The sequence below is a fragment of the Streptomyces sp. SAI-135 genome (assembly GCF_029893805.1).
GTDB lineage: Bacteria > Actinomycetota > Actinomycetes > Streptomycetales > Streptomycetaceae > Streptomyces.
Genome location: NZ_JARXYP010000002.1, coordinates 794,780 through 811,142, shown reverse-complemented (window position 1 = coordinate 811,142; position 16,363 = coordinate 794,780). Strand labels below are relative to the sequence as shown.

At 72.0% G+C, this 16,363-nt stretch carries 15 protein-coding genes; 11 read left to right on the top strand and 4 right to left on the bottom strand.

Features of this window, described 5'->3' with window-relative positions:
• Positions 1-1,088 precede the first annotated feature (1,088 nt).
• Positions 1,089-2,006 (top strand): LLM class flavin-dependent oxidoreductase, encoded by a 918-nt coding sequence (locus M2163_RS08055; RefSeq protein WP_280893566.1) that lies wholly within the window; start codon positions 1,089-1,091, stop codon positions 2,004-2,006.
• Here the strand turns inward: M2163_RS08055 and M2163_RS08050 are convergent.
• The gene (locus M2163_RS08050; RefSeq protein ID WP_280893565.1) at positions 1,969-2,877 is read right to left on the bottom strand and encodes a glycoside hydrolase family 16 protein; all 909 of its coding nucleotides are present in this window, start codon (positions 2,875-2,877) and stop codon (positions 1,969-1,971) included. The two genes, M2163_RS08055 and M2163_RS08050, sit on opposite strands and share 38 nt — an antisense overlap.
• 187 nt (positions 2,878-3,064) lie before the next feature.
• The gene (locus tag M2163_RS08045) at positions 3,065-3,382 is read right to left on the bottom strand and encodes a hypothetical protein (protein WP_280853504.1); all 318 of its coding nucleotides are present in this window, start codon (positions 3,380-3,382) and stop codon (positions 3,065-3,067) included.
• A 533-nt stretch (positions 3,383-3,915) separates the two neighbouring features.
• Here M2163_RS08045 and M2163_RS08040 point away from each other — a divergent pair.
• From M2163_RS08040 to M2163_RS08030, 3 genes are all read left to right on the top strand, one after another.
• Entirely contained in the window at positions 3,916-5,136 is a 1,221-nt protein-coding gene (locus M2163_RS08040; protein ID WP_280853505.1) for a fused response regulator/phosphatase, read from the top strand.
• Between the two features lie 108 nt (positions 5,137-5,244).
• On the top strand, positions 5,245-6,789 hold the full coding sequence (locus M2163_RS08035) for a CHASE3 domain-containing protein (RefSeq protein WP_280854289.1): 1,545 nt from the start codon (positions 5,245-5,247) through the stop codon (positions 6,787-6,789).
• Entirely contained in the window at positions 6,786-7,232 is a 447-nt protein-coding gene (locus M2163_RS08030) for a response regulator (protein ID WP_037708963.1), read from the top strand. The genes M2163_RS08035 and M2163_RS08030 overlap by 4 nt, the downstream gene beginning before the upstream one ends.
• 57 nt (positions 7,233-7,289) lie before the next feature.
• Here M2163_RS08030 and M2163_RS08025 read toward each other — a convergent pair whose 3' ends face one another.
• Positions 7,290-8,021 (bottom strand): TioE family transcriptional regulator, encoded by a 732-nt coding sequence (locus M2163_RS08025; protein WP_280853506.1) that lies wholly within the window; start codon positions 8,019-8,021, stop codon positions 7,290-7,292.
• A 58-nt stretch (positions 8,022-8,079) separates the two neighbouring features.
• Here M2163_RS08025 and M2163_RS08020 point away from each other — a divergent pair, with 58 nt between their 5' ends.
• From M2163_RS08020 to M2163_RS08010, 3 genes are all read left to right on the top strand, one after another.
• Positions 8,080-9,318, top strand: a complete 1,239-nt coding sequence (locus M2163_RS08020) for an erythromycin esterase family protein (protein WP_280853507.1) — start codon at positions 8,080-8,082, stop codon at positions 9,316-9,318.
• A 194-nt stretch (positions 9,319-9,512) separates the two neighbouring features.
• The gene (locus tag M2163_RS08015; RefSeq protein ID WP_280854290.1) at positions 9,513-10,286 is read left to right on the top strand and encodes a chitosanase; all 774 of its coding nucleotides are present in this window, start codon (positions 9,513-9,515) and stop codon (positions 10,284-10,286) included.
• Between the two features lie 102 nt (positions 10,287-10,388).
• The gene (locus M2163_RS08010) at positions 10,389-10,823 is read left to right on the top strand and encodes a hypothetical protein (RefSeq protein WP_280853508.1); all 435 of its coding nucleotides are present in this window, start codon (positions 10,389-10,391) and stop codon (positions 10,821-10,823) included.
• A gap of 56 nt (positions 10,824-10,879) precedes the next feature.
• Here the strand turns inward: M2163_RS08010 and M2163_RS08005 are convergent, their stop codons facing one another.
• Positions 10,880-11,491, bottom strand: a complete 612-nt coding sequence (locus M2163_RS08005; protein ID WP_280853509.1) for a hypothetical protein — start codon at positions 11,489-11,491, stop codon at positions 10,880-10,882.
• A gap of 465 nt (positions 11,492-11,956) precedes the next feature.
• On the opposite strand from M2163_RS08005, the gene M2163_RS08000 reads away from it, so the two are divergent.
• The 4 genes from M2163_RS08000 (at position 11,957) to M2163_RS07985 (ending at position 16,324) form a co-directional block, all read left to right on the top strand.
• The gene (locus M2163_RS08000) at positions 11,957-13,669 is read left to right on the top strand and encodes a SpoIIE family protein phosphatase (protein ID WP_280853510.1); all 1,713 of its coding nucleotides are present in this window, start codon (positions 11,957-11,959) and stop codon (positions 13,667-13,669) included.
• 154 nt (positions 13,670-13,823) lie between these two features.
• On the top strand, positions 13,824-14,936 hold the full coding sequence (locus M2163_RS07995) for a DUF475 domain-containing protein (RefSeq protein ID WP_280893564.1): 1,113 nt from the start codon (positions 13,824-13,826) through the stop codon (positions 14,934-14,936).
• 70 nt (positions 14,937-15,006) lie between these two features.
• On the top strand, positions 15,007-15,762 hold the full coding sequence (locus M2163_RS07990) for a DUF4097 family beta strand repeat-containing protein (protein ID WP_348540962.1): 756 nt from the start codon (positions 15,007-15,009) through the stop codon (positions 15,760-15,762).
• A gap of 331 nt (positions 15,763-16,093) precedes the next feature.
• Positions 16,094-16,324, top strand: a complete 231-nt coding sequence (locus M2163_RS07985) for a DUF5133 domain-containing protein (protein ID WP_280853513.1) — start codon at positions 16,094-16,096, stop codon at positions 16,322-16,324.
• Positions 16,325-16,363: the final 39 nt, after the last annotated feature.

Sequence of the window (16,363 nt, the reverse complement as noted above, 5' to 3'; positions counted from 1 at the left end):
CCGCATGCACGAGGCCCCGCCGGCCCGGGCGACCCGTCTGCGTGCCACTGCTGACGACCGGGGGAGTGAAACGACGGCGCCCCGTCGGGCTGGGCGACCCGTCTGCGTGCCGCTGCCGACGGCCGGGGGAGTCCGCGCGACGGTCTACGGGCAAGGGGAGATCGGCGCCCTCGGCACCTCCGTGGCAGGAGAAACGACGGCGCCCCGTCGGGCTGGACAACCCGTCTGCGTGCCGCTGCTGGCGACCGGGAGTCCGCGTACGGCCTAGGGGCAGGGGCAGATCGCCGCCGCGTGGCACCTCTGCGGCAGGAGGACCACGGCGTCCCGCCGGGCCTGGGGGACCCGTCTGCGTGCCGCTGCCGACGGCCGGGGGAGTCCGCGCGACGGTCTACGGGCAAGGGGAGATCGGCGCCCTCGGCACCTCCGTGGCAGGAGAAACGACGGCGCCCCGTCGGGCTGGACAACCCGTCTGCGTGCCGCTGCTGGCGACCGGGAGTCCGCGTACGGCCTAGGGGCAGGGGCAGATCGCCGCCCCTTGGCACCTCCACGGCAGGAGGACCACGGCGCCCCGCCGGGCCTGGGCGACCTGTCTGCGTGCCTTGCTGGCGACCGGGGGAGTGCGCGCAATGGTCTACGGGCACGGGGAGATCGGCGCTCTCGGCACCTCCGTGGCAGGAGAAACGACGGCGCCCCGTCGGGCTGGACAACCCGTCTGCGTGCCGCTGCTGACGGCCGGGGGAGACCCACGGGCAGGGGCAGATCGCAGCCCCGGCACCTCCGCGGCAGGAAGACCACGGCACCCCGTCTGCTTCTCATCCGTCCCTGCGCCCCCGGCCGGCGTACCGGTCCGCCGTCTCGCGCCCTCGCGCGCCCGTCGCGATCCGGCCCGCCAGATCGGCCCCGCACGAGAGCGACGCACCGCCTGACCTGACCGCTTACGCGATCCTCGCCCCGCGCCCCACCGCCTGACCCCACCGTCGCCTCCCAGAAGAGCCACGACACCCCGCCCGCCCTCCGCGACCACTCACCGCACCGTCGATGACCCCCTCGGGGGAGACCCCGTGCCAATCCGAAGGGACCCGCCGTCCATGCCGCAAAGCCCCCCGCCCAGTTTCGGGATCATGACCGCGCCCATGCAGGTCGACTACCACGACGTCCTGCGGGTCTGGCGCGAGGCGGACACCGTTCCCGCCATCGAGCACGCCTGGCTCTTCGACCACCTCATGCCGATCGGCGGTGACCCCGGAGGGCCGGCCCACGAAGGCTGGACCCTGCTCGCGGCGCTGGCCGCGCAGACCCGACGGCTACGGCTCGGCGTCATGGTGACCAGCAACCGCTTCCGGCCACCCGCGATGCTGGCCAAGATCGCCACGACCGTCGACATCGTCTCCGGCGGCCGGCTCGACTTCGGCATCGGCGTCGGCTCCCGCCCAGACCACCCCCTGGCCAGACGCGAGTACGAGGCCCACGGCCTGCCCTTCCACGACCCCGCCCACGCCGTGGAGAGCCTCGCCGAGGCCTGCGGGCTCATCAAGCGCCTGTGGACCGAGGAGAAGCCCTTCGACCACCACGGCACCCACCACCACCTCACCGGCGCCTTCGCCAACCCCAAGCCGGTCCAGCGCCCCCACCCGCCGATCCTCATCGGGGGTCGCTCGTCCGCGACCCTGCGCATCGTCGCCCGGCACGCCGACCTGTGGAACATCCCCGGTGGCGACATCGACGACGTGATCCGTCGCAGCGCCCTGCTGGACCGCTACTGCGCGGAGATCGACCGCGACCCCGCCGAGATCACCCGCTCGATCCACGTGCCGGTCTCCTACGACCGTCCCGGCGCCACCCGTGAGGCGATCACCGAGGCGACCGACGCGGGCTTCACCCACATCGTCCTCGGCCTGCCCTCGCCCTACCCCGCCCACGTCGCCCAGTGGGTCGCCGACGAACTCATCGGCCCCTCGGCCCGCCCGGTCACTTCCAGCCGTACGCGTACGCCGCCACCCAGGTGACGTCGAGCTGGGCGCTGCTGCCCGGGGCCGCGCCCGGTCCCTCCAGGGCGCTCTCGTTCTGGAGCACCCAGGACAGGGGGAGATCGGGCACCCCGCGGGTGTCATGACCGGTCAGCCGGCCGTCGACGTAGAACCGCACATGGCCCGGCGTCCACTCGGTGGACACCGTGTGCCACCGCGTCCAGTCGTCGCTCCCCGGGAACCAGCCCTGCTCACCGCCGCCGCAGGGATGGTGGAAGGAGCTGAGGGAGCCGGTCCACTCACCCTCGGGGTGGTCCATCTCGCAGCCCCCGCCGTAGTGCAGCCAGGCCGACTTGTAACCGGGAGCCGGCTTCGTGACCTTGATGCGCGCGCTGTACTTGCCGTACTTCATCTCCATCACCGCACGCGGCACCACCGCCGCGGCGTGCACGGGGCCGCCGTCCGCGGGCCGCCACATCCGGATCGACATCCGCCCGTCGCCGTTCGCCGCGGGACCCACGCTCACGGTGTCCTCCGGGTGGTAGACACCGACCACGTCCCGCCCCCGGCTGACCGCCGTGTCGGGCCAACCCGTCGGATACGCCCACCAGTTGTCGCGGTACGTCCCCGTCAGGCCCCCGCAGTGGGCCGCAGAGGTGTCGACGTCGTGATCGCAGTCGCTGAACGAACCCAGCGGCACCCGGTCGCCGTTGAAGTCCTCGGCCAGGACCTGCCAGAAGGGCCCGCAGTCACCACGGGGCAGGTGCGTGGCGGTGGTGCGGCACGCGTCGGCGGGAGCGGGGGCCGCGTCGGCCCGGGGGAGGCCGAGGAGGCCGCCGCCGACGAGCAGGAGGCTCGCAGCCGTCACCAGGACCCGCGTGCGGTGGTGCGGCGCTGCGTGTGAACCCATCCCGAGGCTCCTTCAGGCGGCCGGCACCGCCCGCCCCTGCCGCGCCGGACACCGGACAGGCCATGAACCGCGGCGGAGCGGACGGCACTTCGCGAAGGAACATCCTCCGCCCGCCGCACCCCGTCGCGCCATCCCCCGGACGGGCCACGAACCGGAAGGCCCGCTCCGCCGCCCTCGGTGCCCGCTCTCAGAACTCGCTGTCGATGCCGGTCACGACCGCGGGCCCCAACGGCGCGTCCTCCTCCGCCAGGCCGCTGTCACGCAGAGCCCGGGAGACCAGCCGTACCGCCTCCGCCTCGGCCTGCAGCCGGTCGGGGGCCTCGACCTCGACCCGGGCGGCGAACATGCCGTCCTCCTCCGTGGTCAGGACACTCAGTTCCTCGCTCTCCCCGAGATCGGTGTTCCTGGGGTCCTGGGGCCGAAGCCGTCGTCCGATGTCCGAGCGGACGCCGTCGGTCACTTCGCGCAGGAACGTACCGGGGACAGTGATGACGTAGGTGGTCACGGGGACTCCTTTCTGACGTCCTACCCGGTTCCCCGTGAGACCGATCGGAACCGAAGGCGGGGCAGGGACTCCGGATGTGGAGGAGCCGTGTCGCCCAGGGTGATTTTCTGGAACCGGCCCTGCATGGTCCCGCCCGTCGCGGGTAAACGCGGCCAGAACACCGGAATCTCGGGATGGGCGGACGATGACGACGTCGGGGACGACTGACACAGGTACGGCGCAGCCGGGGAGTGAGCGCCGCGCACAAGGAGGCACCGGGCCCGGCCACGCTCCGCGTGACACCGCCGGGCTCCTGGCCGTCCGCCCCGGGCCCCGTGCGGAACCGACCAGGGAGTGAAGATCGGTCACGAGGATCAGGACCGCACGGGCGGCCGCCGGGCCTGCCCGAGCACCGGCCCGCGCGGGGAGGTGTCGTCCCACGGCCGTGGGCGACGGGTGGAGATCGGATCGTCGCTCTGACCGTGTTCGCGTCGTTGTCCTGGGCAACGGCCGGCGTCGGGCGACCTGGATGGAGTGGGGAGGCCGGGACGAGGGTGTTCTCGGGGACTGAGGCTGCCGAACTGGTGGCGACGACGGCAGCCGGTGCCGAGACGGCATGGGAGCACTGGGAGCCGTCGGTTCTCCTCGTGGAGGACGATCCCGGCGACGCGCTGCTCGTGGAGGAACTGGTCGCCGACGGCGCCGTGAAGATGGGGCTGCGATGGGTGCGGTCCATGACCGAGGCGGCCGAGGTGCTGGCGACCGAGACGTTCGACTGCGTGCTGCTCGACCTGCACCTGCCGGACGCCCAGGGACTCGAGGCCGTCTCCCTGGTCCAGGGGCTGGCCGAACGGGTCGCCATCGTGGTCCTCACGGGGCTCGCCGAGGAGCAGACCGGCCTCGCCGCGGTCGCGGCCGGCGCACAGGACTACCTGGTCAAGGGCAGGGTGGAGCCCGAGCTGTTCGGGCGGGCGGTGCGCTACGCGATCCAGCGCAAGCAGACCGAGCAGGCGGCGGTCGCCCTCCAGGCCGGCGCGCTCCAGGCACAGGAGAACGCCCGCCTGGAGCGCGGCCTGCTGCCCCGTCCGCTGCTGCGCGCCGAGGGCGTCCAGGTCGTGGCCCGCTACCGGCCCGGACGCGCGCAGACCCTGCTGGGCGGTGACTTCTACGACATCGTGCAGAGCGCCGACGGCACCCTCCACGCCCTCATCGGGGACGTCTCCGGGCACGGCCCGGACGAGGCGGCCCTGGGCGTCGCCCTGCGGATCGCCTGGCGCACCCTCGTCCTCAGCGGCATCACCGGCGCCCAGCAGATGGCCAGGCTCGAGGAGCTGCTGATGGCCGAACGGGCCCGCGACGAGGTCTTCGCGACCCTCGTGAGCCTGGCCGCCGTACCGGGAGAGCAACAGGCCCACGTGGTACGCGCCGGCCACCACGGCCTGCTCCGGCGCACCGGGACGGACGTGGACTGGGTGGAGGTGCCCGGCGGGCCGGCCCTGGGCATGGTCCCCGGCGGCGCGACGTGGCCGACCGCGGAACTTCCGGTTCCGGCGGGCACGTCGGTGGTGCTCTTCACCGACGGCCTCTTCGAGGGGCACGTGAGCCGGGGCACGGAACGCCTCGGCGAGGAAGGACTGCTGGCCCTGGCCCGGGAGGCGTCGGCACTGGAGCCGGAGTCCTTCGTGGACCGGCTGATCGAGAAGGCCGAGAGCCTCGCCGAGGCGCAGGGCGGCCTGGCCGACGACGTGGCCGTCGTCCATCTGAACTGGAACTGAGTGAGTGGGAACGTGGTGTCGGAGCACAGGGTGAGACGAGGGACGGGCGCGGCGTGGAGCGGACGCCGGCTGACGGTGCAGGGGTGGTTCTACCTGCTCCTGGCCGTCATGACGCTGCTGGTGGTGATCGGCAGCGTGGTCGGCGCCCATCTGCTCGGCCGGACGGCGGAGGCGAGCGACCTGCTGCTGCGCCGCATCCAGCCCGCCCAGACCGAGGCGTACCGACTCCAGACCGCGCTGGTCAACCAGGAGACGGGCCTGCGCGGCTACGCGATCACCGCCGACCGGCAGTTCCTCGCCCCGTACACCCAGGGCAAGAAGGACGAGGCCGACTCGGCCGCGCGGTTGCGCGGGTTCCTCGGCGACCGGCCCGAACTGCTGGCGGACCTGAAGGCGATCGAGATCCAGGCGGCCGACTGGCGCCGTACCTACGCCGAACCCCTGGCGGCCTCGGTCACTCCGGGCCGTCCCGAACCGCTGAACCAGCGGAAGGCCGACCAGGGCAAGAAGGAGTTCGACCGGCTGCGCACTCTGTGGAGCAGGCAGGACACCGACCTGACGAAGGCCGTGGAGCAGGGCCGTTCCCATCTCGCCCATGAGCGGGCGGTGCGCAACTCGGTCCTGGGCGGCATGCTGGCAATCTTCCTGCTGGCCGGAGTCGCCTGCGCGGTCCTGGTCCGGATCCTGGTGACCCGGCCTCTGGAGGCTCTGCGCACGGCGTCGATGCGAGTGTCGGGAGGTGACTTCGCCCATGTCATCACCGGCGGCGGTCCGGCCGACCTGACCGCGGTGAGCAACGCCGTGGAGGGCATGCGCTGGCACATCGTGGCCGAACTCGAGGCCTCACGCGAACAGCAGCGGGAACTGACCCGGCAGGCCGCCGACCTGGACGAGCAGGCCGTGGAGCTGCGCCGCTCCAACGCGGAACTGGAGCAGTTCGCCTATGTCGCCTCGCACGATCTGCAGGAGCCGTTGCGCAAGGTCGCCTCGTTCTGCCAGCTGCTGGAGAAGCGTTACGGCGACGTCCTCGACGACCGCGGCCGGCAGTACGTCGACTTCGCCGTCGACGGGGCCCGGCGCATGCAGGTCCTCATCAACGACCTGCTGACCTTCTCCCGGGTCGGGCGGGTCAACGACGCCCGGGTGCCCGTCGGACTCGACCAGGCGCTGGACAAGGCGCTGGCCAACCTCGGGACGGCCGTGGAGGAGTCCGGCGCCCGCGTCGACCGTCCGGAGCACCTGCCCGAGGTCGTCGGCGACCCGACCCTGCTGGCCATGCTCTGGCAGAACCTGGTCGGCAACGCCCTGAAGTTCCGCCGGCCCGACCGCGCCCCGCACGTGTCCATCACCTGCGCAGCGGACCCCGACGAACCCGACAGCCTGCTCGTGGCCGTCACGGACAACGGCATCGGCATCCCCGAGCAGTTCACGGAGAAGGTCTTCATCATCTTCCAGCGGCTGCACGGCCGGGACGCCTACGGTGGTACGGGCATCGGTCTGGCACTGTGCAAGAAGATCGTGGAGCAACATGGTGGCAAGATCTGGATCGACACCACGTACACGGACGGCACGCGGTTCTGCTTCACCCTTCCGTCCATCGCCGAGAGCCCGGAGGATTCCGGTATCGGCACCGAGGAAAAGGTTCTGACATGACCACCCCCGCCGCCAACCCCATAGACGTGCTCCTCGTCGAGGACGACCCCGGCGACGAGCTGATGACACGTGAGGCCTTCGAGGACAACAAGATCGGCAACACGCTCCACGTGGTCCGGGACGGCGAGGAGGCACTGGACTTCCTCTACCGGCGCGGCGACCACACCGAGGCACCGCAGCCCGATCTCATCCTGCTGGACCTCAACCTCCCCAAGTACGACGGCCGTCAGGTCCTGGAGAAGATCAAGTCCGACCCGGAGCTGGCCCACATCCCGGTCGTCGTCCTCACCACCTCCGCGGCCGAGGAGGACATCCTGCGCAGCTACAAGCTGCACGCCAACGCCTATGTCACCAAGCCGGTGGACCTGGACCAGTTCATCGCCGCGGTGCGTCAGATCGACGACTTCTTCGTCCAGGTCGTCCGTCTGCCACGCCACTTCTGACAACCCGCCCGACCGCGGGCGCCCGAGGACCCGCCCCGTTGGGTCCGTGACGGGCCCTCACCCGCGCTCGCGGAGGTACGCCTCCAGCTCCGCTGCCCCGGCCAGCATCGCCCGGCCGCGGGCGGAGAGCCGGCCGTGCCAGTCGCGCAGCGTGTCCTCCAGCGGCTCCAGTCCGCCCGCCTCGCGCACCTGGGCGATCAGCGGGGCGATCTGCTCCAGCAGACGGCCGCCGCGCCGGAGCTGGTGGACCAGCCGGGCGTCCCGTACGGCGGCCTCGTCGTAGACGCGATAGCCGGTCAGCGCGTCCCGGCGCGGCCGTAGCAGCCCGGCGCGCTCCCACTTGCGCAGCGTCGCCGGCCGGATCCCGAGCCTGCCGGCCAGCGGACCGATGAACGTCCCCCCGGCCCCTGATCCGCCGGTCGGCTCGGCGACCGTGGAGGGGTCCAGGTCGCGCAGTGCCCGCTCCACCGCCTGGAAGGTCCGCCGGTCCTCGAGGAGCTCGACGTGGCTCTCGTCGATGAGACGGAACGCGTCGCCGACCGAGCCCTCGTTCACCGCCCGCATGATCGCCGACGCCCTCCGGTGGCCGTGGCCCGGCAGCAGGGCCAGGAAGGCGCGCAGGGCGCCGGCGTGCAGCCGGGTGTAGACGCGGTATCCGTGAGGCGTGCGTTCGGCGGCCGGGAGGATGCCGGCGTCCTCGTAGTTGCGCACCGCCTGGGTGGACAGTCCGTGCCCGCGCGCCAGGTCGACCGGCCGCAGTCGTCCCTCGGTTTGAAGCTTTTCTCCCACATCAGGGACCATATCGCGGAAAAGTTTCCACCGAAGGTTCAACGATAGCGTTGAAGGCATGGCGACTGACATCAAGGACACCGCCCACGCCGTCGACGCTGCCGCCCTCATGGCACTGCTCCCGTCCCGGCCCCGGCTGCTCGCCCTGGGCGAGCCCACGCACGGCGAGGACTTCCTGCTGGAACTGCGCAACGAGATCTTCCGGCAGCTCGTCGAGCGCGAGGGGTACCGCACGATCGCGCTCGAGACCGACTGCCTCCGGGGCCTGGTGGTGGACGACTACGTCACCTCGGGGACGGGCAGCCTCGACGAGGTCATGGAGCACGGGTTCAGCCACGGCTGGGGTGCGTCCGCGGCCAATCGCGCACTCGTGCGCTGGATGCGCGCCCACAACGACGGCCGGCCCGCGTCGGATCGGGTCCGTTTCGCGGGCTTCGACGGCCCGCTGGAGATCACCGGCGCCGCGAGCCCCCGTGAGGCCCTCACCGCACTGCACGGCTACCTCGCGGACCATGGGGAGGCGGACCTGCTTCCGTGCGGCGCGCGGACGCTCGACCGGCTGCTCGGCGACGACGAGCGGTGGACCGACCCGGCCGCGATGAGGGACCCGGCCCGGTCGGTGGGCCGGTCGGCCCGGGCGGACCGGCTGCGGCTGCTGGCCGACGAGCTGGTGACACTGCTCGACGCGCAGGCACCCCGGCTGATCACGGCGACCTCGCGGGAGGACTGGGACCGGGCGTGCCTGTACGGGCGCACGGCGACCGGTCTGCTGCGCTACCACCACGCGACGGCGGACACCTCACCGGCCCGCATGACGCGCCTGTGCATGCTGCGGGACTCGATGATGGCCCACAACCTCCTCGCTTCGGCCGCCCGGGGCCCGGTTCTCGTCCACGCCCACAACTCCCATCTGCAGCGGGAGAAGAGCTCCATGCGGATGTGGGAGGGAAGGGTGGAGTGGTGGAGCGCCGGTGCGCTGGTGGGCGCCCGGCTCGGTCAGGAGTACGCCTTCGTGGCCACGGCCCTCGGCACGATCCGTCACCAGGGAGTGGACACACCGTCCGAGGACACCGTCGAGGGTCTCCTGTACACCCTCCCGCGGGACGCCTGCCTCATCGGCTCTCGGCGCCTGTCCGAAGCGCTCGGCGACACGCTGCCGGCGCCTCGCGTGTCCCCGTGGTTCGGCTACGCCCCGTTCGACCCGGCCCACGCGGCGGGCATCGACGCCCTGATGTTCGTCAAGGACGTCCCGCGGAGCTGGCCGCCGCCGTCTCCCGGTCGGTCGAACTCCCGTTAGGGCGACCGTCGTTCGTTCGAACCTACGAAGTTCCCGCGCAGTGGGTTACTGATCGCGTCCCGCACTGGTAGGAAACATTCCTAACAATCAGGTCCGGACCAACTCTCCACCCCCCACCTCCACTTGGAGCCCCCGTGGAACCTGAGACAGTGACCCCTGCCGTCCACCCGTCCCGCCGCACCCTCCTCGCCCTCATGGGGGCGGCGACCTGCGTCGGAATGCTCGGCCCGGCGCCCACCGCGGCGGCATCCGCCGCCGCACCGGGTCTCGACGACCCGGCGAAGAAGGAGATCGCCATGAAGCTGGTGTCGAGCGCGGAGAACTCCTCGCTCGACTGGAAGGCGCAGTACGGGTACATCGAGGACATCGGTGACGGTCGCGGGTACACCGCCGGCATCATCGGCTTCTGCTCCGGCACCGGAGACATGCTCGACCTCGTCCAGCTCTACGCCGACCGCAAGCCCGGCAACGTCCTCGCCAGGTATCTGCCGGCACTGCGCCGCGTCGACGGCACCGACTCCCACGACGGCCTGGATCCGGCCTTCCCCGACGACTGGCGCAAGGCCGCCCGGGACACCGTGTTCCAGCAGGCGCAGAACGACGAACGCGACCGCGTCTACTTCAACCCCGCCGTCCGGCAGGGCAAGGCGGACGGGCTGCGGGCCCTCGGCCAGTTCGCCTACTACGACGCCATCGTCATGCACGGCGACGGCGGCGACGCGACCAGCTTCAGCAGCATCCGCCGCCGGGCCCTGCGTCAGGCGAGCCCCCCGGCGCAGGGCGGCAACGAGACGACGTACCTCAACGCCTTCCTCGACGCGCGCGTGTGGGCGATGAAACAGGAGGAGGCGCACAGCGACACCAGCCGGGTCGACACCGCCCAGCGGGTCTTCCTGCGCCAGGGCAACCTCGACCTGAACCCGCCCCTGGACTGGAAGGTGTACGGCGACAGTTACCACATCGGCTGACAGTCCGTGGGCGACGGCCCGGTGCGTCAGGGTGCCGGGTCGTCACCCACGCGAAAACGCGCTCGACGGAGGGTGTTTGCCGTCGATGCGAGCGGTAACGCGATGTCCATGAGTGAATCGAACGAGCAGACGAAACAAGATTCCGCGAGCACCGGGACCGCGGCGGCGAAGGCCCGGCGCAGCACGGCCAAGGCCACCGCCCCGGCGACGAAGGCGGCGAACAAGGCCGCCGGCAAGGCGGATGACGCCGCGTCGGCGGGCACGGAGGCCACGGAGCGGGCGGCCAAGACGGTGAGCGGGGCCGCGCAGACCGCCGCCAAGGGCGTCGAGGCCGGTCGCCAGACCGTCATCGCCGCCTCGGGACAGGCCGCCGCCGTCGCCAGGACGGCCTGGACGGTGATCGCCCAGCGCAAGCTCATCGCCGCGGGCGTGGGCGCGGGCCTGACGGCGCTCACCGCCACGTCCTACGCGGTCGGCCGACGGTCCGGACGCCACACCCACGGTCCGATCACCCGCCTGACCGGTGGGCGGATCTGACGCGGGAGGGACAGGCCGGGAGGCGGTCCTTCGCGGCGGGGCGCACCGACTCGTTGTCACCGTTCCTGCGACAGCAGGTCGTTGAGGCGGGCGCCCGCCGCCCACCGCCGCAGCGCGGAACCGTCCAGCAAGCGGATCGTCCGCTCCCGGCGTGCCCACCGGATGTCGCGGTCGGTGAAGACACCGCGATGCACCACCAGACGCAGCGCCGGCACCTGGCCCCCGCGGTGCGGGTGAGGATGCGGCACGTCCTCGTCGGGGAGGGGTTCGGCCACCGGCCGGAAGGCCACGTCGACACGGCGGCCGGCCGCGTCCCGGGCGCACAGCCGCGGCCGGTCCGGCGCCGGCAGCAGCCGCACCCGCCACCCGTCCCGGCGCAGCATCCGCGCCACCGCCAACGCCAGTTCCTGGGTGTCCAGTTCGAGCAGCTCGTCCGCGGTGTAGTAGCCCAGACGGCGGCGGGCGTCAGGGCGCCCGTGCCGTATCACAACCGCCACCACCAGGGTCAGCAAGGCGACACCGGCCACAGGGACGACCGGCCCCGCGGCCCGGTACCCCGCGGCGAGCACGGCCGCCACCGCGCACACGGCCACCACCACGCCGGCGAATGCGGGCAGCACGTCACGGAACCGGGGCCCGTAGCGCCCCTGGGCCCGCAGCGCGCGCACGTCGTGCCGTGTCCCCGATCGGCGCGACGGGAAGCGGCCGGCCGTCCACGATAGGCGTGCCACAGCCCAGCCCTCCCCGTGCCGCCGATGCGCACCCGTCACTTCACGGATACCCAGCGGACGGCCAAGTGCCGTGCGGGCAGCGGGAATTCGGCCACGCGCGGGCAGCGCATCGAAGCGCCAGGGGGCGCGTTGGACGGCGCCAGGACACTTCTCTTCTCGTGAGCGTCGGTTTTCGCCCTCTTGCGCGAGCATGGACGTTCGCCTCGGCCCAGGCCCGTTCAGCGGGCCCGGAGGCCCGACCCGTGGCCGCTGGGACCACCGGCTCCCCCGACCGGTTGCGCCTGCTCGCTCACAGGCGAGGCTGGATACATGGGCGCCGGGGCACACGGGAAGGACACGGCAGCCGGGTGAACATGCCACGGACCGGCAGGAGCGGTGGCCGACCAGCGAGGAGAGGAAGACATGGCAGGGGTGGAGGACACGGGGAGCCTCGGACGACGGCCGGCACCCGCTGCGGGGCTGACCAGCGCGCTGGAAGCCATCGGGACCGCGGCCTACGTCGTCGACGAAGAGGGCCGTGTCGTCGCCGTCAACAGCCACGCCCAGCAGCTGCTCGGCCGCCCCGCCGAGGAGTTCCTCGGCCGCGACGCGCACGACCTGCTGCACCGCGACGCCCACGGCCATGCCCTGCCGCGCAGCCGGTGCAGCATGCGGCAGGCATTCCACGCCGGGCACACCGCCCAGGCCGACGAGGACCACTTCGAGTGCGGCGACGGCTCCCTGCTGCCCGTCTCATGGCTGATCACGCCGTACGCGGTGGACGGTCCGGAAGCCCGCACCCTCGTCCTCGTCCACGCCCGGCGCCCGCCGGAGAACGACAGCCGGCCCGGGGCCGCGGCCCAGCCGATGCCGGAACTGGAGCGGCTCGCCCTGCTCGCCGAGACCACCACCCGCCTGACGTCCACGCTCGACGTCGAGGAGACGCTGTGGCGACTGGTGGCCCTCGTCGTACCCCGTCTGGCGGACTGGGCCGTCGTCGACCTGATCACCGAGCGCGACGAGGTGTGGCGGACCGTGGTCGTCCACGCGGAGGGCGACACCCTGGTCCGCCACGAGGACCTTCAGGGGCCGATGCCGCCGGTCCCGGAGGAATCGCCGATGCCCCTGTCCCGGGCTCTGCGCGGGGTCGCCTCCGCCCTGGCCGGCCCGCAGACCTACCGGCGGGACCCGGACTCCGGGATCGCGGTGGAACAGCGCCGCCTCCTCGAAGCCACCGGCATCCGCTCCGCCGCCATCGCCCCCATCCGCAGCACGCGCTCCGTCCTGGGGGCCCTGACGCTGGGCCGGGCCAAGGACCCGGTGGACTTCACCACCGCGGATCTGCCGCTGATCGAGGACATCGCCCGCCGAGCGGGCCTGGCTCTGGACAACGCGCGTCTCTACCAGCGTCAGCGCAAGGTGGCCGAGACCATGCAGAACCACCTGCTGCCCCAGATGCCACGGGTGCCCGGACTGCAGATGACGGCCCGCTACCTGCCCGCTCCCGACGCCTCGCAGGTCGGCGGCGACTGGTACGACGTCTTCACCCTCCCCGACGGCGCGACCGCGCTGGCCGTCGGGGACGTCGTGGGCCACGACCTGGAGGCAGCGGCCGGCATGGCACAACTGCGCAACATGCTCCGTGCCTACGCCTGGGCCCATCAGGAACCGCCGAGCCGGATCGTCGCCCGGCTCGACGCGGCGGTCATGCACATCACCGACGTCTCCATGGCCACGATGATCTTCGCCCGGGTCGAGGAGCGGGACGACGGCCACCGGGAACTGACCTGGACCAACGCCGGCCATCCGCCACCCCTCCTGATCACCCACGACGGCCTGGCCCACTACCTCACCGACGGCCACGGCATCCTGCTGGGCACCGGAGTGGGCACCCCCCGCACCGACGCGACCGCCCTGCTGCCGCCCGGCTCCACCCTGCTGCTGTACACCGACGGCCTGATCGAGGCGGTCGGCCATTCCCTCGACGAGGGGCTGCAGAACCTGCGCCGGCACGCGGCCGCCCTCGCCCACCGCCCGCTGGCCTCCTTCACGGACCAGGTGCTGCGCCGGGTGCGCCACGTCCGCAACGACGACGACGTCGCCCTGCTCGCCGTACGAGTGCCGACCAGACCGTGACGCGGACAGCGGACCGGGCACTCGCCCAGGGCGTCGCCCGCCGGTACCCCGCGCCACCCCGGCGACCCACGACCGTGATAGACAACGCCCGTGAACCCACGGGCCATTCGCGCCCGACACCTGGGCGACCGCCCGACAACAGGACTTGGTGCCAGTGATTCTGAAGACCTTTCGCTGGGCGTTCGCGGTCACCGCGCTCGGCCTGGCCGCAGGAGTGCTGTACGACGGCTGGGCCGCGTTCGGCATCGTGGCGATCCTGGCCGTGCTGGAGATCTCGCTGTCGTTCGACAACGCCGTGGTCAACGCCGGAATCCTGAAGAAGATGAACGCCTTCTGGCAGAAGATCTTCCTCACGGTCGGCGTCCTGATCGCCGTGTTCGGCATGCGACTGGTCTTCCCGGTCGTGATCGTCGCGATCACCGCGAAGCTCAATCCGTACGACGCCGTCCAGCTGGCCGTGACCGACAAGGACCGATACCAGCAGCTGGTCACCGACGCGCACCCGGCGATCGCCGCGTTCGGTGGCATGTTCCTGCTGATGATCTTCCTGGACTTCATCTTCGAGGACCGGGACATCAAGTGGCTGGCCTGGCTGGAGCGGCCGCTGGCCAAGCTCGGCAAGGTCGACATGCTGTCGGTCTGCATCGCGCTGATCGTCCTGCTGATCACCGCCTTCACCTTCGCCACCCAGGCCCACCAGCACGGTGGCGCGCACGCCGACAAGGCGCAGACCGTCCTGATCTCCGGTGTCGCGGGCCTGATCACCTACATGATCGTCGGCGGTCTCTCCGGCTACTTCGAGGACAAACTCGAAGAGGAGGAGGAACGCGAGAAGGAGGCCGACCGCTCCGGCTCGCCGGTCAAACTGGCGGGCCAGGCCGCGTTCTTCATGTTCCTCTACCTGGAGGTCCTGGACGCCTCGTTCTCCTTCGACGGGGTGATCGGCGCGTTCGCCATCACCAACGACATCGTCCTGATGGCGCTCGGCCTCGGCATCGGCGCGATGTACGTCCGGTCGCTCACCGTGTACCTGGTCCGCCAGGGCACCCTCGACGACTACGTCTACCTGGAGCACGGCGCCCACTACGCGATCGGCGCCCTCGCGGTGATCCTCATGGTCACCATCCAGTACCAGATCAACGAGATCATCACCGGTCTCGTCGGCGTGATCCTGATCGGCTGGTCCTTCTGGTCCTCCGTGCGCCGCAACAAGGCGCTCGCGGCGGGGGAGGCGGCGACGAGGACGGACTCGGTGCCGGTGCCGTAGGCCCCGACCGCCCGCTCCCGCCCTTGCCATGGCCACGGCGAACGGGGGCATCCGACGGGGTATGAAGGCGATGCCGACACGGCGCCTGACGCGTCTGATGGTGGTACTGGCCCTGCTGCCCCTCGCCGGGGCGTGCAGCGACGATCACGACGGGGCGTCCGGCGGCCCGCGCGCGGAGGACACGCTCCGTGTCGCGGGCGCCGGCGAACAGGTGGTGATCGCCACCGACAACGGTCTGCGGCTGCGCCCGGCGGACGGCCGTGGCGTCACCGTCGACGACCGTGTCTCCGAGCACTGGTCCCACCACGGGAAGGTGTGGACGCTCGACCTGTCCTGCTCCGACCGCGGCGCGGGCGAGGGGGCCTGTCCCCGGATGCCGTACGTGGAGATCCCGGACGGCGTGCGCGTCACCGCGACCGCCCGCAACGCCGGGGTCGACGTGGCGGGAGTCGCCGCCGCCCTGGACATCACGACCGTCAACGGCGATGTGACGGTGACCCGTTCCGGCCGCGACGACGTCGAGGTACGGCTGTCCACCCGCAACGGGTCCGTGCGCGCGACGAGCCTGGAGGCGCGGCGGGTGCACGCGGCGACCACGAACGGTGACGTGGTCGTCGGCTGTGCCGCGGTCCCCTCGGGCGTCAGCGCCGCCACCGTCAACGGCTCCGTCGACGTCACCGTGCCCCACGACAGCCCGCCCTACCGGGTCACCGCCGCCACCGACAACGGCCGTACCACCGTCGCCGTCCCCGTACGCGACGCCGACCGGGCCCACAGCATGACGCTGACCACGGTCAACGGCGATGTCGGCGCCCACCGCGACTGACCCCGGGCGGGCCCCGGCGGCCGACCTCGTCGGCCGAGTGAGACCTCACAGGGCCGGCCGGGCGCCCGTGCCGTCCGCGAGCGGTGCGGCCGTGAACGGTTGAAGATGTCAGCACTGGTTTGAGCTCGAATCGCCAGGGCATTCGGCGGTTCAGGTGCTTGGGATCACAGGCCCACCGCGGAAGCGGCCGAATGCGGCTCTCCTGGTGCGTGCCGCCGAGGCCTCTCCCGCAACAGTCCGAGTGACGGCGGACCCGACCGCCCCACTCCCACTGCGCATACGGAGGAGCGAATCATGCTCATGGCCCACTGCGCATACGGAGGAGCGAATCATGCTCATGGCCCACCCCGCCCTTCTCACCGACCTGCTCGAGCGCTACGAGGCGCTGCACGTCCTGCACGCGGAGGACGGCAGCGACGGAGCGCGTCAGCGCCTCGAGGACGTGTCCTACACCCTGTGCATCGCCACCGGCACCCGCGACATCGAATCCGCCCTGGCGGCGGCCCGCCGCCAGCTCTCCGGCAGCCGCCCCGCGGACGACTCGCTGGTGGCGGGCGCGTGACGTGAGTGGTGCGACGCGATCGGGTACCCGGGTGATCCG

What these genes read in the sequence shown, in the direction of transcription:
- M2163_RS08050 (WP_280893565.1), bottom strand. Translation starts at nt 2,877, where the DNA reads ATGGGTTCACACGCAGCGCCGCACCACCGCACGCGGGTCCTGGTGACG.
- M2163_RS08055 (WP_280893566.1), top strand. Translation starts at nt 1,089, where the DNA reads ATGCCGCAAAGCCCCCCGCCCAGTTTCGGGATCATGACCGCGCCCATG.
- M2163_RS08000 (WP_280853510.1), top strand. Translation starts at nt 11,957, where the DNA reads ATGGCAGGGGTGGAGGACACGGGGAGCCTCGGACGACGGCCGGCACCC.
- M2163_RS08020 (WP_280853507.1), top strand. Translation starts at nt 8,080, where the DNA reads ATGGCGACTGACATCAAGGACACCGCCCACGCCGTCGACGCTGCCGCC.
- M2163_RS07985 (WP_280853513.1), top strand. Translation starts at nt 16,094, where the DNA reads ATGCTCATGGCCCACCCCGCCCTTCTCACCGACCTGCTCGAGCGCTAC.
- M2163_RS08010 (WP_280853508.1), top strand. Translation starts at nt 10,389, where the DNA reads ATGTCCATGAGTGAATCGAACGAGCAGACGAAACAAGATTCCGCGAGC.
- M2163_RS08015 (WP_280854290.1), top strand. Translation starts at nt 9,513, where the DNA reads ATGGGGGCGGCGACCTGCGTCGGAATGCTCGGCCCGGCGCCCACCGCG.
- M2163_RS08030 (WP_037708963.1), top strand. Translation starts at nt 6,786, where the DNA reads ATGACCACCCCCGCCGCCAACCCCATAGACGTGCTCCTCGTCGAGGAC.
- M2163_RS08035 (WP_280854289.1), top strand. Translation starts at nt 5,245, where the DNA reads ATGACGCTGCTGGTGGTGATCGGCAGCGTGGTCGGCGCCCATCTGCTC.
- M2163_RS07990 (WP_348540962.1), top strand. Translation starts at nt 15,007, where the DNA reads ATGCCGACACGGCGCCTGACGCGTCTGATGGTGGTACTGGCCCTGCTG.